This window comes from Halanaerobium hydrogeniformans, from assembly GCF_000166415.1.
Lineage (GTDB): Bacteria > Bacillota > Halanaerobiia > Halanaerobiales > Halanaerobiaceae > Halanaerobium > Halanaerobium hydrogeniformans.
Genome location: NC_014654.1, coordinates 408,843 through 433,050, shown reverse-complemented (window position 1 = coordinate 433,050; position 24,208 = coordinate 408,843). Strand labels below are relative to the sequence as shown.

Genomic DNA, 24,208 nt, shown 5'->3' with positions numbered 1-24,208 from the left:
GCCCTCAACTACTTTTTTGAAGTTAAGGGCTGTTTTTATAATTTTTTAGTTAATCCAGCTTGATCATTTAAAATCATCTATCTAGGCAAAAGCGATCTTTTTCTCCCTTGCCTTAAAACTGCCCAGAGTTTTATGAATCGCCCTCAGTTCATCCATCATCAGATTGTAGTTGGCAGGTTTTAAAGACTGAGGACCATCAGATAAAGCATTCTGGGGATCAGGATGTACCTCAACCATGATTCCATCTGCCCCAACTGCAACTGCTGCTCTGGCAACAGGTGTTACCAGCTCCCAGCGGCCTGTCCCATGACTTGGATCTGCGATCAAAGGTAAGTGACTGAGCTGCTGTACTAAAGGAATGGAACTTAAATCCATGGTGTTTCTTGTTTCTTCACCAAAGGTTCTTACCCCTCTCTCACATAAGATAACATCATGGTTACCTTCATTCATCACATATTCTGCAGCCAGCAGCCATTCTTTAATCGTAGCTGACATACCCCTTTTTAACATTACCGGTTTATCCAGTTTACCGATCGCCTTTAAAAGCGAGTAGTTCTGCATATTACGGGCACCGATTTGTATTACATCCGTATATTCCATTATCACATCGATGTGTTCAATATCCATCAGCTCTGTGATGATCTTTAAGCCTGTTTCTTCTCTGGCTTCTGCCATATATTTTAAACCTTCTTCTCCTAAACCCTGGAAAGAATAGGGGGAGGTTCTCGGTTTGAAAGCCCCACCTCGAAGCAGTTGAGCTCCACCAGCTTTAACGATCCTGGCCGTTTCTAAGATCTGTTCTCTGCTTTCTACAGAACAGGGTCCTGCCATAACTGTCAGTTCATCTCCACCGATCTTGACCCCATCACCTAAATCGATCACGGTTTTATGCTGTTTGAAGTTCCAACTTGTCAGTTTATAGGGGTCAGAAATCACAACCACTTTCTCTACACAGTTCATCGTCATTAACTTTTCTTTTAAAAAGGTTCTATTATCAGGTGAACCTATTACCCCAACTATGGTTTTTTCCACCCCTGTATTGGGATGAGCTTCAAAATTTAGTTCTTCTATCAGATCAATAACCTTCTGTTTGTCTTCCTCTGTCGCATTATTTTTTAATACCGCAATCATAATTTATCTTCTCCTTTTAATAAGCTTTTTAAATTCTCCATGAAAAATTCATTTTCTTCCTGGGTACCGATCGTTACCCTGATCCAGCTTTCCATAGCAAATTGATGACCAGGTCTGATTATCACACCTTTTTGCTGTAGTTCTTTAAAAACTTTTTCGGCTGACATTCCAGTATCTACCATCACAAAATTGCTCTGGGTCTCAATATATTCCAGTCCAAGTTCTGAAAACTCCTGATAAAGATATTCTTTTCCTTTTTTATTTAACCGATAACATTTTTGCAGGTGATCATCTGCCTCAAGTGCTGTAACTGCAGCAAGCTGAGCTATTCTATTAACATTAAAAGGTCCTCTAATTCTATTTAAATAATCAACCAGCCTGGGATTACCAAGTGCATAGCCTACTCTTAAACCTGCCATTCCATAAGCCTTAGAAAAAGTCCGCATCAAAAAGAGATTGGGATACTGCTCAAGCAATTCTATTCCATCAAAATACTCTTCTGCTGTCATGTATTCATAATAGGCCTGGTCAACCACAAAAAGCACTTCTTCAGGCACCTTTTTTAAAAGTGCTTCGATCTCATTTTTTTCAAGCACGGTTCCGGTCGGATTATTGGGATTGCAGATAAAGATGGCCCTGGTCTGATCTGTGATCGCCTCTAACATCTTTTCCGGCTGCAGGCGGTGGTTTTCATCTAAATCTATTTTTATGCTTTCTCCACCCCTTGACCTGGCTGCTAATTCATATTTAATAAATGAAGGATCTCCCTGGACAATTTGATCACCTTCATTTAAAAGCAGGGTCATCAAAAGATCTAAAATCTCATCTGAACCATTACCGATAAATATATTTTCAAGGGGCAGTGAATAATGTTTACTTAAACTCTCCTTTAATATTCTGCTGTCTGAATCAGGATAAAGATAAACATTTGCTGCCTCTTTTTTAATTGTCTCAATTACTTCTGGAGCAGGTCCTAAGGGGTTTTCATTTGAAGCAAGCTTAACTATTTTTTCCAGGCCAAATTCTCTTTTGACCTCTTCTATGCTTTTGCCTGCCTGATAACGCTTCATGTTTTTTACTCCCTCAGATACTCCATCAAATAAACTGTTCATCAACTCACCTTCCCTTTGTTCGTAATAATATCATTTTATTATAAGCTATATTTTGCCTTAACTTAAATCGAGGCTAAAAGTTCTTCAAAACTGGGAAAAGAAGTATTGATAATTTCACTACCCTTAATCGTTAAACCTTTTTTTGTTCTTAAGGCAAGTACCGCTAAAGACATTGCGATTCTATGATCATGATAACTTTCTACTTCAATTCCACCTTCGACCTCTACCGGCCCATTTATAGTCATCCCATCTGGATGTTCTTCTATTTCAATACCTAATTTCTTAAATTCACTAACAACTGCAGCAATCCGATCTGTTTCTTTGACCCGCAGTTCTTCTGCATCTTTAATCAGGGTTTTCCCTTCTGCAGCTGCTGCTAAAACCGCTATAATTGGAATCTCATCGATCAACCTGGGTATTATCTCTCCACTTACCTCACAGGCTTTTAGATCTGAAGCCTTAACAAGTATGTCCGCTGTTGGTTCTCCACCCTGATCCTTCTTATTTAAAAGGCTGATTTCGCCTCCCATTGCCTGAACGACCTCTATAAAACCGCTTCTGGTCTGGTTTAAACCAACATTTTTTATCAGCAATTCTCCCTCATCTGCTGTTAAAGCAGCAGTTATGAAAAATGCAGCTGAAGATATGTCACCAGGTACCTTGATTTCAAAAGAATTTAATTTTCTTTTTTCTGCTGCCTTTAAAACTATTCTATCTTCCTCAATATCTATCTCAACCCCTGCCCCCTTGAGCATCCTTTCGGTATGGTCACGGGATACTGCCGGTTCATTAATAATTGTTTCTCCCTCTGATTTTAAGGCTGCCAGCAGGATTGAAGATTTAAGTTGAGCACTGGCTACCGGTAAAGTATATTCTATAGCATCAAGTTTCTGACCTCTGATACTCATCGGAGCCAAACCATTTTTACGGGACCAAATCTGAGCTCCCATTCTTGAGAGGGGCCCTATTATCCTCTGCATCGGTCTTTTACGCAGTGAATGATCACCGGTAACTACAGAATAAAAATCCTGAGAAGCCAAAAGACCTGTTAAAAGCCTCATCGAAGTTCCCGAATTACCACAATCTAAAACATCATCTGCTTCTTCGAGTCCATCTAAGCCTTTTCCATGAACCTGATAACTGCCTTCTGCTGTTTTTTCTATTTTAATACCCAAATCTTTCATAATCTGCATGGTACTTAAACAGTCTTCTGCTTCAAGTAAACCCTCAATTTTACTAACACCCTCTGCAATAGAGGCTAAAATCAAAGAACGATGGGAAATAGATTTATCTCCCGGCACCTTTATTTCTCCACTAACTTTTCTTTTTCTTTCTACTATTAAATCCATAATCTCCTCCTAATTTTCCTTTATTTCTGCTGCTCTTGCTAAGAAAGTATACAGTCCTTGCTGCTCATCGCTTTCTAAAGTTATTTTTATCTCTTCTAAAATCTCTTGATATTCTGTTAAAGCTTTAACTATATTTTCTCTGTTACTGAGAATAATATCCTGCCACAGTTCTGCTGAACCACCAGCAATCCTTGTCATATCTGCAAAACCACTACCTGCCAGCTCTAAAAAATTACTTCTGTTTTGCTGTTGGGCAATTAGATTAACCAGACCCGAAGATAAAAGATGGGGTAAATGGCTGACAAAGGCTGTCCTACGGTCATGACTTTCTGCAGACATCAAATAGCTTTTAGCACCTATCTTTTCTACAATATCTTTTAAAATTTCTAGATCTTCTTTTTCTCCAGAACTTAAACTGCTTAAAAATTCTGCTTCACTTTGATTGTGATTTAGGTCTTTTCCAGCTGGGTTTTCAATTACTGGGGTTAAGATAAATGGTGCATCAACAAAAAGATCTGCCTGATGCCAGTCTATACCTGATTTATGAGAACCTGCCATCGGATGACCACCAATAAATCTCTGTGAAGTATTTTTTAAAAATTCTCTGGCCTCAAGCATAACAGCTTTTTTGGTGCTGCCAGCATCAACTATCAACTGATTTTTTAAAGAATCATCAGCAAGCTCTTTTACGACAGTCCCGATTTTAGCAACTGGTACTGCGATAAAAACCACCTCTGCTTCATTTAAATTAGCTGCTATTTCTGTATAACCCCTGTCAATTATCTCAAGCTTTTCTGCCTTTTTTATCACTTCTGCATCTTGATCAACTGCTAAAACTTTCACATTTCCAAGATATTTTTTAAAAGCTGCTGCCAGGGAGGCACCGATCAAGCCCACCCCGACAACAGCTATTTTTTTTAAACTAGGCATAAGCGATTTTCTTCTCTCTGGCATCAAAGCGATGAATAGAACTATGAATCGCCCTCAGTTCATCCATCATCAGGTGATAATTGGCAGGTTTTAGAGATTGATGTCCATCAGATAGAGCATTCTGAGGTTCAGGATGTACCTCAACCATGATTCCATCTGCCCCAACTGCAGCTGCTGCTCTGGCAACAGGTGTTACCAGCTCCCAGCGTCCTGTACCATGACTTGGATCTGCGATCAAAGGTAAGTGACTGATCTGCTGTACTAAAGGAATGGAACTTAAATCCATGGTGTTTCTTGTTTCTTCACCAAAGGTTCTTACCCCTCTCTCACATAAGATAACATCATGGTTACCCTCATTCATCACATATTCTGCAGCCAGCAGCCATTCTTTAATCGTAGCTGACATACCTCTTTTTAACATTACCGGTTTATCAAGTTTACCGATCGCCTTTAAAAGCGAGTAGTTCTGCATATTACGGGCTCCAATTTGAATTACATCCGTGTATTCCATTATAACATCGATGTGTTCAATATCCATCAGCTCTGTGATGATCTTTAAGCCTGTTTCTTCTCTGGCTTCTGCCATATATTTTAAACCTTCTTCTCCTAAGCCCTGGAAGGAGTAGGGAGAGGTTCTCGGTTTGAAAGCTCCACCTCGAAGCAGTTGAGCTCCACCAGCTTTAACTATCCTGGCCGTTTTCAGGATCTGTTCTCTGCTTTCTACAGAACAGGGTCCTGCCATAACTGTCAGTTCATCTCCACCGATCTTGACCCCATCACCTAAATCGATCACAGTTTTTTCCTGTTTAAAGTTCCAACTCGTTAATTTATATGGTTCTAAGATCACAACTACCTTTTCTACACAACCCATTGTCATCAGTTTTTCTTTTAATTTAATCCTATTATCCTGATCACCAAGTACCCCAATAATTGTCTTTTCTACTCCCTGAATGGGGTGAACATCAAAATTCTCACCTTTAATTACCTCGATTACCCTGTCTTTGTCCGCCTCACTTGCATTTCTTTTTAGTACTGCTATCATGATTTAAAACTCCTCTCTTCTCATTAAAATCTTTTAATTTTTTTAAATTTAATCAAATTATTATCGCCTTTAAATTCCAGACCAAGAAACTGTTTACTTCCAATATTTTACTATATAAATACAAAAAATCGCCCCATCTCAGGGCGATTATAATCGCGGTACCACCTGTTTTAATCTCAAAAAATATAAAAATCTCTCAAGATCATCTCTACTGGAAGCTAACACTTCCGCACCGAGTAACGCCGGTTAACGGCCTAAGCTTAATCGTTTTCACTTTCAGCTGGCAACTCAAGAGGTGTATTTCAGCTTAAAGCTTACTGGATCCTCTTTCAAAGTTTTTTAGAGTTTTAATTTATTAATGAGTATTATAGCAGGAGAATTTTAATTTGTCAAATTAAAGTTCCGCTTTCGCCCAAATATTTATTTTTCAAGGTACAGATTAACTATTTAATCACTGTTTTTGGATATGAACCTAAAAGCCTAAAATAGCCTGACATAGCTTCAACCTCATTAAGTGCCTCGATTAAATCAGGATCTTCACTACTTCCCATCAGATCAATATAAAATAAATATTCGCCCAATCTCTGTCTGGTCGGTCTTGACTCGATCCTGCTCAAATCAATTTCTTTTTTAGCGAACTCTCCCAACATCTCATGTAAAACACCTGCCCGGTTAACTTCTGGTGCACAGATGATTGAAGTCTTAAATTGGCTTTCTGCATTATTACCTAGATGGTTTTTATCACTGAAGTCTTTATCTGCCTTGGCTGCCAGCACAAAGCGGGTTGCATTGGGAAGATCCCCCTGTAAATTTTCTGCTAGAACATCCAGCTGATAAATATCGGCCAGCCTGATCGAGCCGATTACAGCCCTGTCATCATGTTTTAAAGCTTCTGCCGCAGCTGCTGCAGTACTATCAGTATAGACTATCTTTGCTTCACTTAAATGACGGTTGATATAATCTCCAGATTGAGCAATAGCCTGAGGATGGCTGTATATTTTTTTAATATCCTCTTTTTTTACACCGGGAGCTGCCAGTAGATAATGGGCTATAGGTAAGACGATTTCTCTATAGAGTTTTAATTCTGAGTGTTTGTAGAGCAGATCCAGACTTAAATTAACCGATCCTTCCAGAGAGTTTTCTAAAGGTAGTAGTCCCAGATCAACCTCATCCTTCACAATGGTCTCAACGATGTCACGAATAGAATCACAGGCATGTGTTTTACCACCATATTTGCTGCAGTAAGCTGAAATTGCCTGTTCACTAAAAGTTCCTGGTGGTCCTAAATAAGCATAGTCTAAATTCTTCATCAATCTCCCCCTCATAAAATAATTTTATAGTTATAAATGCAAAAATCCCCCGTTCTAATTAAAGAACGAGGGTTATAATCTCGTGGTACCAATCTTTTTGGCTAAAAAGCCCACTCATCAGTCACAGGAATATTAATGATTCCAATAACCTATCCACTTAACGGTAGAAAACCGGTCCAGCTTACTTTTGTGTTCAGCCGACAACTCACAGGGGAACTTCACCAAACTACCTACTGGCAGGCTCTCACTAACCCTGCTTCGCTGAAATAGATAAGATTTGATTACTTTCCCTGATCAAAGTTTTTAATTAATATTCTTCGATTTTTTTTAGTTTATCTTAAATTTATGCTCTTGTCAAGCTTTTTTTAAAATTCAGCTGGCAGGATTAAATAGGGATTAATTTTCAAAGTTTTACAAAGTATATATTTAATTATTAAGAAATCAGACTAAAAACAAGCTCCTCATATTTTTGCAGTATTTTTTTAATCATTTTCTTTCTCTCCTTTAAAATCATTATAATTTTTAGAGATTAATTATTACTTGCTTAAAGTATATTTTAAGCCAGCTCTTATTGCAATGATTTTAAAGTTTATATATTTGTATCCAGGGATTAGATTAAAAATTCTCATTCATCATCTCAATGAATTTAGCAGCTAACTTGGGATCAAACTGAGTGCCAGCACAACTTTTTATCTCTGCTAAAGCCTCTTCTTTTGAGATGGCTTTGCTATAAGGTCGCTCTTGAGTCATTACATCATAGGAATCTATGATTGATATGATTCTCGCCAGATAAGGTATTTCTTCTCCACTTAAACCACGGGGATAACCACTACCATCCCAGTGTTCATGGTGAGAAAGTATTTCATCTGCAATTAACTTAAATTCTGCCGTTGCAGAAGCAATTTTATAACCTCTTTCTGGATGATCTTTGATTATTTCCCATTCTTTATCTTCTAATTTGCCTGGCTTAGTTAATATTTCTTCTGAAACCGAAGTTTTGCCGATATCATGCATGGTTGCTACTAATGAAAGTTTGTTTATTTCAAAATTAGATAGTCCTAATTTATTAGCAAATTTTACAGCTAAATTACTCATTCTTACCGCATGCTCTTTAGTCTCATTGCTTTTTACACTTAAACTATTTAATAATCCTTGAACAATCTTGCTTTGGCTGCTTTTACTTTCGGATAGTTTGTTTTGATACATATTGTCATCTGCTTTTTTTAATATCTCATCTATATCTTCTGCTGGATCTTCTTTAATAGCCGAACCTAAAGCAATAGAAATTGGAATAGCTCTTTTATTATTTACATAGTCAACTTTATCTTTAATTCTTTTTATTATTTTATTTAATTTCTCATTATCTGTCCTGGGTAGTAAAATAGCAAATTCATCCCCACCCTGCCTGGCAACAATATCTTCATCTCTTAAAGTTTCATGTAAAATTTCAGCTGTTTTTATTAATATTTTATCACCTTTTTCATGACCATAGCTGTCATTTATAAGTTTTAAACCATTTAAATCAGCCATAATCATACTTATTGGTAGCTGTCTTTCGGTATCTAGCCTTTGCAGTTCTGCTTCTAAAAACCTCCGGTTATATAAGCCAGTTAAGCTGTCATGAAAAGATTTATACTTTAATTCCTTTTGGTAGTAAAGTTTATCTAAAGCTGCTTTGGTGCTCGCAATAAGAAGCTCAGCAAGTTCTAAATCTCTTTGATTAAAACCTTCCTTTTCAGTAGATATCGCCAGGAAAATACCATAATTTTGAATTGGTACAGATATAGCTGATTTATATGTTTTATCAGTCGGTTTAGCAATAGAATCTTTTTCTGAATCTAAAACGAGATAACTTTCATTGTTTTGGAAGCTTTTACCAATAATCCCATGGTCTAAAGGTAATATTTCTGCTTTCATTCCCTCTGAAACTGCTAATGGAACAAAATTGTTATTTTTTACAAAACTAATATGTGACAAGTCGAATTCCAATATTTCTCTGGCCGCTTTAATATTTTGCTGACAGATTTCTTCTTTACTATCGATACTTTGAAATTTTAAAGCTACCCTGTTAAGTTCTTTTATTGTCTGTTCATATCTTTTTTGCTTCGAAATATCGATGTGAACACCAGACATTTTTAAAGCTCTTCCAGTATCTGTCCAGGAAGTAACTTTGCCTCGATTTAAGATCCAAATCCAATGGCCTTTTTTATGTTTCATTCGAACTTCAACACTATAAGATCTTATTTCTCCCACAAAATGCTGTTTGAGGATTTTATCAGATCTTTTCAAATCATCTGGATGGATTAAATCTCTCCATTTTTCAATATTTACAGGTACAATTTCTTCTAATTTATAACCAATCATTTCCGCCCATCTTTCATTAAAATTAACTTCTCCTGTCTTTACATTCCATTCCCAGGTTCCTGCATCTGTTCCTTTTATTATAAAATTCAATCTTTTTTTCTGTTTTTTAAGTTTTAATTCCTGCTTTTTTCTTTCGGTAATATTATGAATATTACCATACCAAATAATACTGCCATCTTCAACTTTCTCTGGTTTTGCCTTTCCCTCTACCCATCTCAAACCTTTTTCTGGAAGAACAACTTTATATTCTTCTTTCCAGATTGTGAGGTTTTCAGCTGATCTTTGAATAGACTTTGCAACTCGATCATAGTCATCAGGATGGATACGACCATATACTTTTCTGGCATCTTCTACTACTTCATCTGAACTTAACTCAAAAATTTCATATATGCCTTCTGAACTATAGGGAAAACAGGAAGATCCATCAGGAAAAAGCTTATATTGATAAGTCATTCCTGGTGCTTGGTTAGTTAAATTTTCAAGCAGCTTTTTATTTTCTTTAAGCTCTATTTCTTTTTCTTTTTTTTCAGTTATATCTAAACCTATTGATTGAAATTCTTTGATATTGCCTTTATCATCATAAATGAGATAATCTGTCCATTCTTGCCAGATAGATCTTTTTTCATCTGATATTACTTCATGTTGATATGTAATTATTTCTTTATTGCGGGCAAGATTCTGCAAATGTTCAAATATTTTAGCATGTTCTTTTTCTGGAATCAATTCAATAAACTTTTTGCCAAGTAAATTTTCTTTGCTTTTATTAAAGTTCTTACAATAGGCTTCGTTCACAAATGTTAAAGTGGTATCAGGTAAAAACCTGCAGATCATTTCTTTTTGTGTTTCTACAACATTCTCATACATTTGTTTTCTTTCTAGAGTTTTTGCTTCCGCTTTTTTTCTTTCTGTTATATCTAATGCTGTACTGACAACATATTCTACCTCATCTTCTTTATCTAGCTTTGGTGTTTTAATTATTTTTAAAAGCTTTTTTTCTCCTTCATAATTTTCTAACCATTCTTCACTTTTTATTTTGGTTTTTTCTTTGAAAATCTTTTTATTTACAGTTTTATTTATTTTAGCTTCTTCAGGAGAGACTACGTCGCTCAATTTTTTATTTTCAATATCTTCTTTATTAAGACCTAAAAAATCAGCATGAGCCTGATTAACTTTTCCGTATCTATCATAGTCTTTTAAATACCAGATTTGCGTATCTATATTATTTAAAAGAATGTTTTGTTTTTGATTAAGTGAATCTAAACTATTACTAGCTCTGACCTTCTGATAACTAACAACAAAGCTAAATAATGCTGCTGATAGATAAATAGCAAAATAGTAAAGTTTGAAAGATATAGAAAGTTCTTCAGTAATAAAAAGGGTTGAACCAACAAACAAAGCCATCACTATATTACAGTAAAAAGCAACTTTATTTCCTTTAAAAAACAAATTGATGATTATCATAAATGCAATTAAAACTAAAGCTAAATAAGAATCATAGAAGTTTAAATAGGCAATATATGCCAGATGAATAAGAACTGAATATACCAATATATAAGTTACAGTTTCTATTTTTTCTTTTGTCCAGTCATTTAAATAAGATAAGATCAATAAAGATATAGTAAATAGAATAATATATCCCCGATGTCTGAGTGGAATTGGATCTTGACGAACAGGAATATTATAATAGAAAAGCCCAGAAATAAAATAAAAATAAGCAATTGCTAACAAGATAATATAATAAAAATTAAGAGATCCATATTTAATTTTTTCTTTGATATGATCAAAGCTGGTTTTAAACATTAAATTTCCATTCCTTTATTTTTGTTATTTGCCAATACTTTGAATTTTAAATAAATATTTTTAATTTTGCTTAGCTTTTCTATATTTTAGTTTCTATCATAAAGCTTATCAAAGAAAAGATTTATAGTCAATATTTTGTTAAATAATGGTGTTTTTCATAATACTTCATTTTTTTAATTGCGTGTTCTGCTTTCAATCTGGTATATTCATCTATTTTAACTTCAATTTCTAGATTCTCTAATGCTTGAGAAGTTTTATAAAGGTTATTAATTTTCATGCTCTGACAGATCAAATGTGGGCTTAAAAGATAAAATCTTTTCCTGGGATTTTCCCTGTTCAATTTATAAAGAAGACCTCGCTCAGCCCCGATAATCATCTTTTTAGCTTTACTGCTTTTTGCATATTTTAATATTTCTTCTGGATCACCAACAAAATCCGCTTTTTCCCTTACTTCTTCTTTACAGTCTAAGTTCACCAGTATCTGGGCATCTGCATACTGTTTTTTAATCCGCTTTAAATCATTGATACCAACTCCATCATGGATTGGGCAGGGATGGGCACAGCTGTAGATTGTTTTCTTTGTTTTCTGGCTGATATATTCACCTAAATTTTTATTGGGAACCAGTATTATTTCCGACTGAGGAAGTGATTTAATTATTTTTAAAGCATTATTTGCTGTACAGCAGATATCACTTTCGGCTTTTACTTCTGCAGAAGAGTTGATAAAGCTGACAACCGCTGCTTTGGGATGTTTTTCTCTCATCTCATTTAAACATTCAAGATTCGCCTTTTTTACCATCGGACAGTCTGCCATAATCTCGGGAATTATCACCCGTTTTTTTGGGGCCATTATTTTTGCATTTTGAGCCATAAAATTAACCCCACATAAAACCAGTGTCTGAGCATTGCTTTTAAAGGCTCTCTGGTTTAACTGTTCACTATAACCTACAAAGTCGGCAATATCCTGTATTTCTTCTGGCTGATAATAATGGGCCAGAACCTCGGCATCTTGTTTCTTTTTATACCTGGCAATTTTTTCTCTTGAATTATTCATTTAAATTACCCCCAATTTGTGTTTTATACTCATCTAAACTATTCTCAGCTCAAATAAACTCAGCTCAATAAATTAACAATTCTCATTAACACAAACTAATTTAGATCAAGAGCAATATCGATGGAATTAATCTGATGGGTTAAGGCTCCCACCGATATGATATCTACTCCAGAAGCAGCTATTTCTGCTACATTTTCTTTAGTTATACCTCCTGAAGCCTCCAGTATTACTCTACCATCAACAATTTGAACAGCTTTTTTTAATTCTTCAGGACTCATATTATCGAGCAGGATAATATCTACTTCAGCTTCTAAGGCTTCATCTAATTGGGGTAGTTCATCTATTTCAAGTTCTATTTTTGTAGTGTGGGATATATTTGCTTTAATTTTTTCTACTGCATTTTTTATGCTGCCTGCTGCTTTAAGATGATTATCTTTGATCATCACACAATCATCAAGCCCCATTCTGTGATTTTTGGCTCCACCCACTTTAACCGCATATTTTTCCAGCATTCTTAAAGTGGGGGTTGTTTTTCTTGTATCAACAATTTGAGCCGGATAAGCTTCAACAAGTTCTACATATTCTCTGCTTTTAGTGGCTATTCCCGACAGACGCTGCAGAAAATTCAAGGCTAAACGCTCGGCTTTTAAGATGCTTCTAGTTGAGCCCTCAACCTCTGCTAATACAGTACCAGCATCTAGTTTATCACCTTCGGTTAGCAGAGCTTTAAACTTTAAGTCTGGATCATATTTATTAAAAACAGATCTGGCGATTTCAAGTCCGGCTGCTACACCAGCTTCTTTAATCGTGATCAGTGCTTTACTTTGGGCATCTTCTGCAATCAAATTATCGGTTGTAATATCTCCATAACCAAGGTCTTCTTTGATCGCCCGATCTATGATATCAGCTAAGATAAATTTATTTAATAACATCGATTCTGGCCTCCGCTTCTCTACTGTGAATTATGTGTTTTTTTGCCCATTGTTTTCTGCTTTCTGGATAATCACTCCTGTAATGGGCACCTCTACTTTCTTCTCTGATCAAAGCAGACTCTGTTAAAAGTTCTGCAGTTTGAAAGAGGTTTTTTAATTCCCAGCTTGTTTTAGAAAATATTTCTTTGCTCAATTCTTCTTCAAGATAATGGCTTTTTTCTTTAAGCCACTGCTTTAATTCCTTTAATCCCGTTTGCTCTCTTTTTATCCCGGCGAATTTTTCCATCATTTTCTTAAGTTCTGATTTTAATTCTGATAATTCTGCTGCCTCTAAATCATCTATGGGATAATATTCTTTTTTACGTTTTTTTATAAAATCCAGGGCAAAATCATAACTTTCTTCACCATCTTTTTCTGCTGCCCGCTTTTTCTCTTTTAGATATTCACAGATTCTTTTGGCAAATACAAGTGCTTCTAAAAGCGAGTTACTGGCCAATCTGTTGGCCCCATGAGCTCCTGTACAGGCTGCTTCTCCACAGCAGTATAGACCTTTTAGAGAACTCAAACCATTTAAATCAGTTTTGATGCCTCCCATCAGATAATGAGCTGCAGGAATAACGGGGATCAAATCACTTTCCATTGCAAAACCCTCTTCTACAAGTTCTTGATAAATGGTTGGGAATCGTTCTTTTAAATAGTTTTTATCTTGATGGCGCATGTCTAAATATACACAGGGAGCTGAAGAATTTTTAATTTCAGCTGTAATGGCTCTAGAAACTATATCCCTTGGAGCTAGCTCTGCCAGTTCATGATATCTTTCCATAAAACGCTCTCCCTCAGCATTGAGCAATAGACCTCCTTCACCTCTAACACTTTCTGAGATCAAAAATCTACTTCCTTCTGGATTATAGAGGATCGTGGGATGAAACTGCATAAATTCCATATCCATTATCTCAGCTCCAGCCCTGTAGGCAGCGGCTATACCATCTCCCGTTGTTACTTTAGGATTACTGGTATTTCTATAAAGCTGACCACAACCACCAGCAGCAATAATTACCGCATCTGCTAAAATAATCAACTGTTCATCTGCACTTTCTTCTACCAGTAGTGCACCTTTGATCAATGCTTCCTTCTCCTCAAATTCTCTTTTGATTAAATCGATCATAAAAGTGTTTTCTCTAACTGTTATTTTCTCTGAGCTTAAAACCTGATCTACTAAAGACTGGCTGATCTCTCTACCGGTTGCATCACCGCCGGCATGGAGGATCCTCCTTCTGCTGTGGGCACCTTCTTTGGTTAAATCAAGTTCTCCGGCCTGTCGATCAAAATTGCAGCCTATTTCTAAAAGATCTTTAATCCTTTCTGGCCCCTCTTTTACCATATGCTCTACAGCTTCTCTGCGGCAGAGACCAGCACCTGCTTTTAGTGTGTCATCGATATGAAGTTCAAAAGAATCAAAAACAGAACAAACTGCTGCAATTCCACCCTGGGCATAATGGCTGTTGCTTTCAGCAATATTTTCTTTGGTTACTATTTCAACTTCTCCTAATTTGCTCAGCTCTAAAGCTGTATAAAGGCCTGCAATACCACTACCTATAACCAGAAAATCGCTTTTTTGTATAGCCGGATATTTTTTTGAATTCATTTATCAATCACCCATTTCAAGCATCGCCTGTAGGGCTTTTTCTGCCTTATGCCTTATCTTTTCATCTATCTCAACCTTAGTTTCTAAATTCTCTAAAGCACTCGCTACCTTTTCCAGACTGGTTTTTTTCATATCCCTGCAGATCAATTGAGAGCTTAAAAGGTGGAAGTCTTTAGCCGGGTTTTCCTTTTTAAGCCTGTGTAATAATCCCATCTCTGTTCCGATGATAAAGCTCTGAGCACTACTTTCTCTGGCATAATTTAATATCCCGGCAGTACTACCGATATAATCTGCCTCAGCTAAAACCTCGGCTCTACATTCTGGATGAGCAAGGATTTCTGTATCTGGATAAATATCTTTATTCGTTTTAATATCTTCTATAGTCACACTGTGATGGGTAGGACAAAAACCCTCCCAGTAAATTATTTCTTTATTTGTTCTTTTATTAACATAATCGGCTAAATTTTTATCTGGCAAAAATATTATCTTCTTCTGGGGTAGGGCTTCTACTATTTTAACCGCATTAGAAGATGTACAGCAGACATCACTTTCAGCTTTAACCTCGGCAGTAGAGTTTACATAGGTAACCACAGCTGCTTCAGGATGCCTGGCCTTCAATTCTTTTAATTTTTCTACTCCGGCCATTCTTGCCATCGGACAGTCTGCATTTATTTCGGGATTTAAAACTATTTTATCAGGTGAAAGTATCTTTGCACTTTCAGCCATAAAATTAACCCCACAAAATACTATAACCTCGTTTTCTAATCGGGCTGCCTTTTGGCTTAAACCAAATGAATCACCCACATAATCTGCTATATCTTGAATTAAGTCCGGCTGGTAATTGTGGGCCAGTATAACAGCATTTCTTTCTGCTTTGTATTTAGCAATTTTATCTATCTGTTTAAACATTTAATTAAGCACCTCCTCAAATTATTAAAGTTTTACAGGATATTTTTCGCTTCACATTCTTTATTCAGATAATCTATGAACTCATCTGCTTTTTCTCTGGGAGCCTCAGTCAACAAACTAACTCCAATAAAAATCAGGGTACTGACCAGCAATGTCCAGATACCCGCCCCATGACCAAAGGGCTGCCAACCACTGAACTGCAGATAAACAGCAGTAAAAGAAGCTATAATAATACTGCTTAAAGATCCGGCTGCTGTGGCGCCTTTCCAGAAAAACGCTCCAAAAATGGAAGGCACTACCACCAGCAAACCAACTGATGAGGCCACCGATAGAGCAGCAATTAAATCTAATTCCTGAATCGCAAAAAGCAGACCAAATATAGCGATAACTATAATCGATATTTTGGCAATTCTAAGCTGTTTAATATCTCTTTGATCACTTAAGTTTTTAAAAAGATCTCGCACAACCACAGAAGATAAGGTCAGCATTATCGAGTCAACCGTTGAGATCGCTGCAGCCGTGATACCAACCATTGCTGTTAAAGCCAGCACGGTGGGCACATATTCTGAAGCCAGCAGTTGCGGAGTTGCCATATCGGCATTTGCCAGTCCGGGAATCAAAAGCTTGGCCGAAAAACCCCAGACAACTGAAACTATCGTATAAACAAAACCAAAACCCAAAAAGCCGATGATCATTGTTCTCATCGCCTTTAGATCCCTGGGGATAAAAAGCCTCTGGCTAACCTGGGGGTTAGAAATAGAGAAGAAAAACCAGGGTAAACTCAAAGCTAAAAATGTTTTAAAATCAAAAAAACCGGGACCAGGTACATTTAAAAATTCCGGATACTCACTACTTAATCTGCCGAAAAAGGCTGCAAAGCCACCCAGATGTTGATAAACCACGAAAAAGAGTATTAAAATACTAACCACCATCATGATTAAAGACTGCAGTGAATCGGTCCAGGTTACCGACTTCATCCCGGCGATCAAAGCCCAGGCAATTGCCAGTCCAGCAGCGATTATGACCCCACTGATAAAAGGAATCTCACCACCTGATAAACCACTCAAAAGATAACCAACTCCCATCAGCTGAACTGCCAGATAGGGGATCAGAAAAAAACAGGCTGAAATAGCAGATACTACTGCTATCCATTGATTTTGATAGCGATCACCAAGCATTTCATAGGGAGATACATAGTTGTTCTTTTTACCGATCAACCAGAAGCGAGGTCCAAAAAATGCCACCAGTGAAAGCCCTGAAAGATATACCAGTTCAAAACCCAGTGCCCCAACACCACCAGAATAGGTAAAGCCGGCCAGGCCGATCATCATAAAAGCACTAAAGGTAGTTGCACTATAGGATAGAGCAGCTACAAAACCACTTGTTTTTCTGTCATCTAAAAAATATTCCATTACTCCCATTTCCATATCTTTTCTGGCCAAAAAAGCCACTATCGAACCCAAAATTATATAGATCACCACGGCCCCATAGAGATATACACTTGACATTATCTAATCCCTCCAGTAAGCCGTAATTTTTATCGTCGAAAAAATAACTATTAAAACAAAGACGATCCAGTATAAAAACGAACCAAAAAAGCTGCCACTATCTCTAAAATACAGGTAGGGAACAGCAAAAGCAGAAACAACAAGTATAAAAATTAAAGTTATCCAAAAGATCCTTAATTTTTTTAATTCTTCTTTATTCAATTTAATAATCCCTCCATTAACTGAACAGCTATAATTTACAGCAACTTATTTACAGCTGTCTTTACAGCAAATCCAAAAAAATATACTATTTTATTTCTTTCTCATCTAAAAGATAACCCTTGTTTTTTAACTCTTCTTTTATCTTATTTAAAACCTCTTCATTAACTGCTTCAATGGTGTGAATATGGATCCCATCGGTGAGTTCAGAAAGGAGTGCAGTTTGATTTTGTTGATAACTATTGATAAAGTTGTCCACATCTTCTCTACTTGAAATTACCAGATTACCGCTCAATTCGCCATAGATAGGATGTTCTACCTTAACATCAACAATTCGACCACCATAATTAACAACTGTCATCAGCTCATCTCTTAAGCCAGGGCCATCATCATGTTTAGAAGCTATAGTTGTTTTAACGGTCTTGATGCCAAAATTATCCCTATAAAAATAACCTTGGGAAGAAGCCACTATATCTTCTCCTTTTGCCCGTAAAAGAGCAACATCCTGAACTATCACCTGTCTGCTGACTCCAAGTTCCTCAGCAAGTTGAGAACCTATTACTGCCTGCTGTGAATTTTTTAAAATCTGCAGAAGCTTTTTTCTCCTTTCATGAGCTTTAATATTTATCACCACCTTAAAGTGAATTATGTACCCATTTTATCAAAGTTTTATCAATAAATAAAGTTAAATTTTTAGTAAAAGCAGGATTTTCGATATTAATATAGAAATTAATAATTAAGAGCATAAGTTAATAACTAAAATTTTTTAGGAGGATGATAAGATGCCAGCAGTAAATTTTTCTGTAAGTGCAAATAGTGAGAATCCAACCAAGGTTGTTGTAGAAACACCCGGTGGCTTTAAAATGACGGTTGATGAGCCCGAAAATCTTGGTGGAACAAATGAAGGTCCAAACCCAGTAGAATATGTTTTAGCTGCCCTGGCCGGCTGTTTAAATGTAGTTGGTCATATGGTTGCCAAAGAAATGGGTATTGAGATGAGAGATCTATCCTTTGAATTAAATGGTGACCTTGATCCGGCTAAATTTACCGGTCAAAGTGAGGAAGGAAGAGCAGGTTATCAGGCAATCAATGTAGAAATCACTGCTGATTGTGATGCTGATGAAGAAACACTCGCAGAGTGGATTGAAGTTGTAGAAGAAAGATGTCCTGTTAGTGATAACCTTGCCAATAAAACACCGATTAACATTTCTGTAAAATAAAAATATAGAAACAAAATGATAGAATAAGATAAACTCTGCAGATAGGTATTTTAACCATTCTGCAGAGTTTTTATGTTCGAGATTTAAAACTATTATTCATCGAGCAAAAGCCTACCTCCACCAATATAGCTAGCATTGGGAAAAAGCACCCTAACCTGATAAGGGAATTCTTCACCTTTCATCGTATCCTGATAAGCTTTTTTCATAACTATTACCTGAAACTGAATCAAATTATTTTCTACATAATAGATCCTGTCTTCACCTTCAGGGCCATACCAGACATCATCAATTGGAACCTTTAACTCAAAAGAACCATAGTCATTGACAAAATTAATCTTCTCATCCTGATAAATTTCTACATGCCAACCTGGCTCATTTCCGATTGCTCTAAATTCTACTCCTCTTTCTTTAGCCTGCTGCCAGGGGTCAGGTCTTTCTGCAGCTGTCATAAAGGAAAAAGAAATTAAAATCAGGCTAACAGCTAAAATGGATATTAGCTTTTTCAAAGCTCAATCCCTCCTCTTAAATTAATGACATTATCCAGCCATTTGAATACTAGGCTGTTTTTTTAAATAAAATATATTTTTCCTGATCACAAAAAATAATTTCAAAATTATAATCCTCAATTAGTTTTTGAAAAGTTTTGAGATTATAAAAAACTATGTGAGTTGGATCCCATGAGTACCACCAGTCAGAAAATTCTTCTGGACCGGGATGAAAAGATGTCATTACAGCCAGATAACCGCCAACTTTAAGCAAATTATTTAAAAGATCAATTTCTTTACAGGGATCGGAAAAATGCTCAAAAACTTCGGTAGAAGTGATTAAATCATATTTCTCCTCTTCAAATTCAAGCTCTGGATAAAAATAAGGGTCATATTTATCCACTCTAAAACCTTTTTCAGCAAGAAGATCGGCCAGTACTGGACCTGGTCCACAGCCAAATTCTAAAACCCTTCCTTTGTTCTCCAGGTGGGGATCAATCACAACTTCTATAAATTCTTCAAACATCCTGACATAACCTTCATTTTGATGGGTGTTGTCATGACCTAGATACCGCTCTTTTTCCTCATCGGCAGCAATTATATTTTCTCTGTCAATAAAGATGAGCTCACAATTTTTACAAAAATAATATTTGTTTTTCAAATTTAAAACTTTAAGCTTTTTGCTCTCACAAACTATACATTCCACTATCTAAACTCCTTTTAATCTATCTATTTATTAATTATATTACAAAAAGCTAATATTGTAAATCAATATCTACTTTAATTAGTAATTTCATTTATAAATTCTGGCAACCCTTTTGCTTATTCTGGAAACTATCTCATAATTGATCGTTCCCGCCTGTTCAGCAAGTTTATCGGCACTAAGGCTTAGACCATTTTGACTCCCGATTAAAACTACCTCATCACCAACTTTTACTCCCTCGATACCACTTACATCGACCATAAATTGATCCATACAGATCCTGCCTCGAATCGGTGCCCTTTTACCCTTAACTAAAACACTTGCCTTATTACCCAGTATCCGGGCATAACCATCAGCATAACCTAAAGGAATGGTAGCTATTTTTTCTCTTTTGGGAGTAATATATTCTGAACCATAACTGATTCCCTCACCAGCAGGAACATCTTTTAATCTAACTATTCTACTCTTCCAACTTAAAACAGCCTTTAAATTAAAATTGTTTTTTAAATCTGGGGATGGCTTTAAACCATAAATCATGATCCCCGCTCTAACCATATCCAGAGCAAATTCTGGAAAATCAATTACTGCTGCACTATTAGCACAGTGCTTGATGGGGATTTCAATATTTTCTGCTTCTAATTTCTCTATTAATTGATTAAACCGCTCCCACTGTATTAATGTATATTCTTTTTCAAGTTCATCTGCCCGGGCAAAATGGGTCATTATACCCTCTATTTCGAGATTGGGAAGCTCAGTTATTTTTTTTAGCAGTGGCAGTGCTTTTTTATAATTAACCCCAACCCTGTTCATCCCTGTATCTATATTCAGATGAATTTTTTTCTTCAGATTGTAGCCAGCACACAGGTTATTTAACCGCTCTGCCGTCTTAAATTTAGAGATTGTGGGGATTAAATCATATCTAATCAACTCAGGTAACTGTTCAGGTAGTAATTCTCCCAGGATCTCGATTGGAGCAGCAATCCCTGCCTCTCTTAATTCTATTCCCTCTTCTGGAATAGCAACTGCCAGCCTATCAGCTCCCGCTTCTATAGCAGCCTCTGCAGTCGGGACAGCACCATGACCATAACCATCTGCTTTAACAACTGCTGTAAAAATTGTATCTGAATTTAAAGTCTTTTTTATTTCTTTGATATTAAATTTTAAATTATTTAAATCTATTTCAACCCAGACCGGTCTTTTTGATTTTTCAAGCTTTTTTAGCATCAGATAACCCCTTATATATTTGTTCTTTAATATATTTAGCCTTTATCCTGCAGAAGTTTTTTTGCTTCATAATATTGATAATTCAAATCTTCTGCAACTGCCTGATAACATAATTTACCCGCATAGGTATTTAAACCTTTTAAAAGTTCAGGATCATTTAAGAGAGCCTTTTTATAGCCCTGATCAGCAATTTTTAAAGCATAATTTAGTGTCACATTAGTTAATGCATAAGTTGAAGTTCTGGCAACTGCTCCCGGCATATTGGCAACAGAATAATGAACAACTCCATGTTCGATAAATGTAGGTTTGTCATGGGTAGTCGGATGGGTTGTCTCTATACATCCTCCCTGATCGACGGCAACATCAACGATAACCGCTCCCTTGATCATATCTTTTACCATCACCTCTGTAACCAGTTTAGGAGTTTTAGCACCTGGAATTAAAACTGCCCCGATAACCAGATCAGCAGCACAAACCTCCTCATAAATATTATATTTATTGGACATTCTTGTTTTAACAGCTGATTGAAAGATATCATCTAAATATCTCATCTGTTCAGGATCGATATCCAAAATTGTCACATCAGCCCCTAAACCCCTTGCCATCTTGGCAGCATTGAGACCGACGGTTCCCCCACCTATGATAACAACTTTAGCAGGTAGTACACCAGGCACACCACCGAGCAGTACTCCCCTGCCTCCCTGTGGACTTTCTAAAAATTTTGCCCCTGCCTGTACAGCCAATCTACCGGCAACCTCACTCATAGGTGTTAATAGAGGTAATGAGCCATCCTCTTTTTCCACGGTTTCATAAGCAATTGCCGTAATTTTTTTATCGATTAAAGCCTGGGTTAATTCTTTTTCGGCAGCCAGATGAAGATAGGTATAAAGGAGCTGTCCTTCCTTAAATAAATCAAATTCTTCTTTAAGAGGTTCTTTAACCTTCATTATCATATCGGCTTTTTTAAAAAGTTCTTCCTTATCTGCCTCTATTTTTGCACCTGCTTTAGAGTACTCCTGGTCTTTGATACCACTTCCCAGACCTGCACCCTTTTCAATTATCACCTGATGGCCGCTATCAGTTAATTTTTCCACACCTGCTGGAGCTACTGCTACTCTATTCTCGTTATTCTTTATTTCTTCTGGAACTCCTATTATCATTTTGATTCCTCCGGTCTATTTATTTAAAAACTTACTAAAAATATTAACTTAATAATATCATAACTGCTGGCATATTTAAACAATTTTAAAGCAATTAAGGCCCCCAAAAATCTGGGAGCCTTCTATTTAATCTTCTAATCAAAATTTATAGATGATAGGGCTCATTATTGTTGATCTTAAAAGCCCTATAAATCTGTTCTAATAATATCAAACGAACCATCTGATGGGTAAAGGTCATATGGGATAAAGAGATCCTGTAATCTGCCTCTTTTAAAACGAAATCACTTAAACCTGTAGCTCCCCCAATTAAAAAAGTAAATGAGCTATAACCTCTCAGTTTGAGATTGTTAAGTGATCTGGCAAATCCTTTGGAAGTCATCGGTTTTCCCTTGATATCAAGTGCGAAAACATAGGACCTTTCTGCTATCTTCTTTAAAATTCTTTCCCCTTCAAGAGCCTGAAGATTTTCTATATCTTTAGCAGCTGGATTTTTGGGTAGTTTTTCTGCCTCTACCTCGATAATATTTAAATCACAATAATGCTTCAATCTTTTTTGAAATTCAAGCAGAGCAGGTTCCAAAAAATCAGAACTCATTTTTCCTACAGCAATTATATTGATCTTCATCTTTAAAAATCACCAGCTGATTTCTTTTTTACTGGTCTACATTTTTTATCCACCCTGAACAAGGGAGTCGTCTTATCCTGATCAGCACAGCCCATTCTCAAATCTCTGTCAACTTCAAAACCAGCCTCTCTAAGTACATTATTAACCGTTATATAGGCGACCCTGGGATTATTATTTTCCTTACTCAAATGGGCTAAAATAACCGTGGGAAAATTATCTCCAAGCAGTTCAGGCAGTAATTTTGCAGCAGCATCATTAGAAAGGTGACCATCATCACTTTTGATCCTGTTTTTTAAAAAATAGGGATAACTACCTGTCATCAGCATCTCTAAATCATGATTGGATTCAAGTATAAAAAGGTCAGCCCCCTTGAGTTTGGCTGCTGTTTCTGCTGCCAGAACTCCTGTATCTGTTGCCAGCACTATTTTCTTATCAGCCGCACGGCAGATATATCCAACCGGATCTTCTGCATCATGAGAAACCTGATAAGGGATAAAGCCCAGATCTCCGATCATAAAATCCCCTTTAAAAACTCGTCTGTTCTCTTTTTTTATTTTGCCGAGCTTTTTTTCTGCTCCGGACCAGGTTCCCTGGTTGGCAAAAATGGGGATATTATAGCGGCGGGATAGAACACCTACCCCTTTTATGTGATCATTATGTTCATGAGTTATTAATAAAGCATCTATTGAAGTAGGATCAATCCCTAAGGAGTTCATCCTTCTTTCAAGTTCTTTACCACTTAAACCGGCATCAATCAAAACCGAAAATTTGCCGGCCCTGATATATGTTGAATTACCATCACTGCCGCTTGCTAAAACCGCTGTTTCTACCTTCAAAGTTTACACATCCATTTCTTCCTGCCAGCTTAAATGATAAATCAAAGAAACTATTCCAACTGCCAGATCTTCATTTTTAACCGATACATCTTCAGGAACATAGAGCCTGGTTGGAGCAAAATTCCAGATCGCTTTTATTCCAGCTTCTACCATCAAATCTGCTACTGTCTGAGCTGCATCAGCAGGAACAGAGATTATTCCCAATTTTATATTATTTTTTTCTACTTTCCCAGGCATATCCTGGACACTTTTAACCTCCCGGTCATTGATCACATTACCAATTTTATCGAGATCATTATCAAAAACACAGGTGATTTCTAGACCCATCATCTTAAAGCTGCCGTAGTTAACTAAAGCCCGACCCAGGTTTCCAGCTCCAACTAAAGCAGCCGGCCAGGTGCGGTTTACCCCCAAAATCTTTCCTACTGAACGCTTTAATTCATTAACATTATAACCTACACCTCTTCTACCAAATTCTCCGTAATAGGAGAGATCCTTGCGAACCTGAGTTGAAGGGATATCAAGTTTACCCCCTAGATCTTTAGATGAAACAACGTCTACATCTTCAAAAGTAGACATCTTATCAAGGCATCTGTAATAGAGGGGGAGCCTTTCTATAGTGGCCTTAGGTATTTTTTCTCTATCTTTCACTTTGTATTCCTCCCTTTAGA

General features: G+C 36.5%; 22 protein-coding genes and 1 other annotated feature. Of the genes, 1 reads left to right on the top strand and 21 read right to left on the bottom strand.

What is annotated here, in order from left to right; all coding sequences use genetic code 11:
• Positions 1–81: 81 nt before the first annotated feature.
• From aroF (HALSA_RS01895) to HALSA_RS01830, 14 genes are all read right to left on the bottom strand, one after another.
• Complete coding sequence (gene aroF, locus HALSA_RS01895) at positions 82–1,131, bottom strand: 3-deoxy-7-phosphoheptulonate synthase (protein WP_013404951.1); 1,050 nt, start codon at positions 1,129–1,131, stop codon at positions 82–84.
• On the bottom strand, positions 1,128–2,243 hold the full coding sequence (gene hisC, locus HALSA_RS01890) for a histidinol-phosphate transaminase (protein WP_013404950.1): 1,116 nt from the start codon (positions 2,241–2,243) through the stop codon (positions 1,128–1,130). Before hisC ends, aroF (HALSA_RS01895) begins: the two co-directional genes overlap by 4 nt.
• 62 nt (positions 2,244–2,305) lie before the next feature.
• Complete coding sequence (gene aroA / locus HALSA_RS01885) at positions 2,306–3,592, bottom strand: 3-phosphoshikimate 1-carboxyvinyltransferase (RefSeq protein ID WP_013404949.1); 1,287 nt, start codon at positions 3,590–3,592, stop codon at positions 2,306–2,308.
• Between the two features lie 9 nt (positions 3,593–3,601).
• Positions 3,602–4,522 (bottom strand): prephenate dehydrogenase, encoded by a 921-nt coding sequence (locus HALSA_RS01880; RefSeq protein ID WP_013404948.1) that lies wholly within the window; start codon positions 4,520–4,522, stop codon positions 3,602–3,604.
• Positions 4,515–5,564: a 3-deoxy-7-phosphoheptulonate synthase gene (gene aroF / locus HALSA_RS01875; RefSeq protein ID WP_013404947.1), complete on the bottom strand. Its 1,050-nt coding sequence runs from the start codon at positions 5,562–5,564 to the stop codon at positions 4,515–4,517. The genes HALSA_RS01880 and aroF (HALSA_RS01875) overlap by 8 nt, the downstream gene beginning before the upstream one ends.
• 443 nt (positions 5,565–6,007) lie before the next feature.
• On the bottom strand, positions 6,008–6,874 hold the full coding sequence (pheA, locus tag HALSA_RS01870) for a prephenate dehydratase (RefSeq protein WP_013404946.1): 867 nt from the start codon (positions 6,872–6,874) through the stop codon (positions 6,008–6,010).
• A 59-nt stretch (positions 6,875–6,933) separates the two neighbouring features.
• Positions 6,934–7,181 (bottom strand) — a binding site (T-box leader).
• Positions 7,182–7,489: 308 nt separating this feature from the next.
• A complete protein-coding gene (locus HALSA_RS12320) occupies positions 7,490–11,038 on the bottom strand; it encodes a PAS domain S-box protein (RefSeq protein ID WP_013404945.1) in 3,549 nt (1,182 codons plus the stop codon).
• Positions 11,039–11,165: 127 nt separating this feature from the next.
• Positions 11,166–12,092 (bottom strand): quinolinate synthase NadA, encoded by a 927-nt coding sequence (gene nadA / locus HALSA_RS01860; RefSeq protein WP_013404944.1) that lies wholly within the window; start codon positions 12,090–12,092, stop codon positions 11,166–11,168.
• A gap of 95 nt (positions 12,093–12,187) precedes the next feature.
• Complete coding sequence (nadC, locus tag HALSA_RS01855; RefSeq protein ID WP_013404943.1) at positions 12,188–13,024, bottom strand: carboxylating nicotinate-nucleotide diphosphorylase; 837 nt, start codon at positions 13,022–13,024, stop codon at positions 12,188–12,190.
• Positions 13,011–14,669, bottom strand: a complete 1,659-nt coding sequence (gene nadB, locus HALSA_RS01850; protein WP_013404942.1) for an L-aspartate oxidase — start codon at positions 14,667–14,669, stop codon at positions 13,011–13,013. Before nadB ends, nadC begins: the two co-directional genes overlap by 14 nt.
• Before the next feature lie 3 nt (positions 14,670–14,672).
• Positions 14,673–15,578 (bottom strand): quinolinate synthase NadA, encoded by a 906-nt coding sequence (gene nadA / locus HALSA_RS01845; protein WP_013404941.1) that lies wholly within the window; start codon positions 15,576–15,578, stop codon positions 14,673–14,675.
• Between the two features lie 32 nt (positions 15,579–15,610).
• Entirely contained in the window at positions 15,611–17,086 is a 1,476-nt protein-coding gene (locus tag HALSA_RS01840; RefSeq protein ID WP_013404940.1) for a sodium:solute symporter family protein, read from the bottom strand.
• A 3-nt stretch (positions 17,087–17,089) separates the two neighbouring features.
• The gene (locus tag HALSA_RS01835) at positions 17,090–17,287 is read right to left on the bottom strand and encodes a hypothetical protein (RefSeq protein ID WP_013404939.1); all 198 of its coding nucleotides are present in this window, start codon (positions 17,285–17,287) and stop codon (positions 17,090–17,092) included.
• Between the two features lie 85 nt (positions 17,288–17,372).
• On the bottom strand, positions 17,373–17,915 hold the full coding sequence (locus HALSA_RS01830; protein ID WP_013404938.1) for a transcription repressor NadR: 543 nt from the start codon (positions 17,913–17,915) through the stop codon (positions 17,373–17,375).
• A 151-nt stretch (positions 17,916–18,066) separates the two neighbouring features.
• On the opposite strand from HALSA_RS01830, the gene HALSA_RS01825 reads away from it, so the two are divergent.
• Positions 18,067–18,504: an OsmC family protein gene (locus HALSA_RS01825; RefSeq protein ID WP_013404937.1), complete on the top strand. Its 438-nt coding sequence runs from the start codon at positions 18,067–18,069 to the stop codon at positions 18,502–18,504.
• Between the two features lie 92 nt (positions 18,505–18,596).
• On the opposite strand, the gene HALSA_RS01820 is transcribed toward HALSA_RS01825, so the two are convergent.
• From HALSA_RS01820 to HALSA_RS01790, 7 genes are all read right to left on the bottom strand, one after another.
• The gene (locus tag HALSA_RS01820) at positions 18,597–19,010 is read right to left on the bottom strand and encodes a hypothetical protein (RefSeq protein ID WP_013404936.1); all 414 of its coding nucleotides are present in this window, start codon (positions 19,008–19,010) and stop codon (positions 18,597–18,599) included.
• Positions 19,011–19,059: 49 nt separating this feature from the next.
• Positions 19,060–19,695, bottom strand: a complete 636-nt coding sequence (locus HALSA_RS01815) for a class I SAM-dependent methyltransferase (RefSeq protein WP_013404935.1) — start codon at positions 19,693–19,695, stop codon at positions 19,060–19,062.
• Positions 19,696–19,782: 87 nt separating this feature from the next.
• On the bottom strand, positions 19,783–20,916 hold the full coding sequence (gene alr / locus HALSA_RS01810; RefSeq protein ID WP_013404934.1) for an alanine racemase: 1,134 nt from the start codon (positions 20,914–20,916) through the stop codon (positions 19,783–19,785).
• 35 nt (positions 20,917–20,951) lie between these two features.
• Complete coding sequence (ald, locus tag HALSA_RS01805) at positions 20,952–22,076, bottom strand: alanine dehydrogenase (protein ID WP_013404933.1); 1,125 nt, start codon at positions 22,074–22,076, stop codon at positions 20,952–20,954.
• 145 nt (positions 22,077–22,221) lie between these two features.
• A complete protein-coding gene (gene rlmH, locus HALSA_RS01800; RefSeq protein ID WP_013404932.1) occupies positions 22,222–22,701 on the bottom strand; it encodes a 23S rRNA (pseudouridine(1915)-N(3))-methyltransferase RlmH in 480 nt (159 codons plus the stop codon).
• 2 nt (positions 22,702–22,703) lie between these two features.
• On the bottom strand, positions 22,704–23,537 hold the full coding sequence (locus HALSA_RS01795; RefSeq protein ID WP_013404931.1) for an MBL fold metallo-hydrolase: 834 nt from the start codon (positions 23,535–23,537) through the stop codon (positions 22,704–22,706).
• A 3-nt stretch (positions 23,538–23,540) separates the two neighbouring features.
• Positions 23,541–24,188, bottom strand: a complete 648-nt coding sequence (locus HALSA_RS01790; RefSeq protein ID WP_013404930.1) for a redox-sensing transcriptional repressor Rex — start codon at positions 24,186–24,188, stop codon at positions 23,541–23,543.
• Between the last annotated feature and the right edge of the window lie 20 nt (positions 24,189–24,208).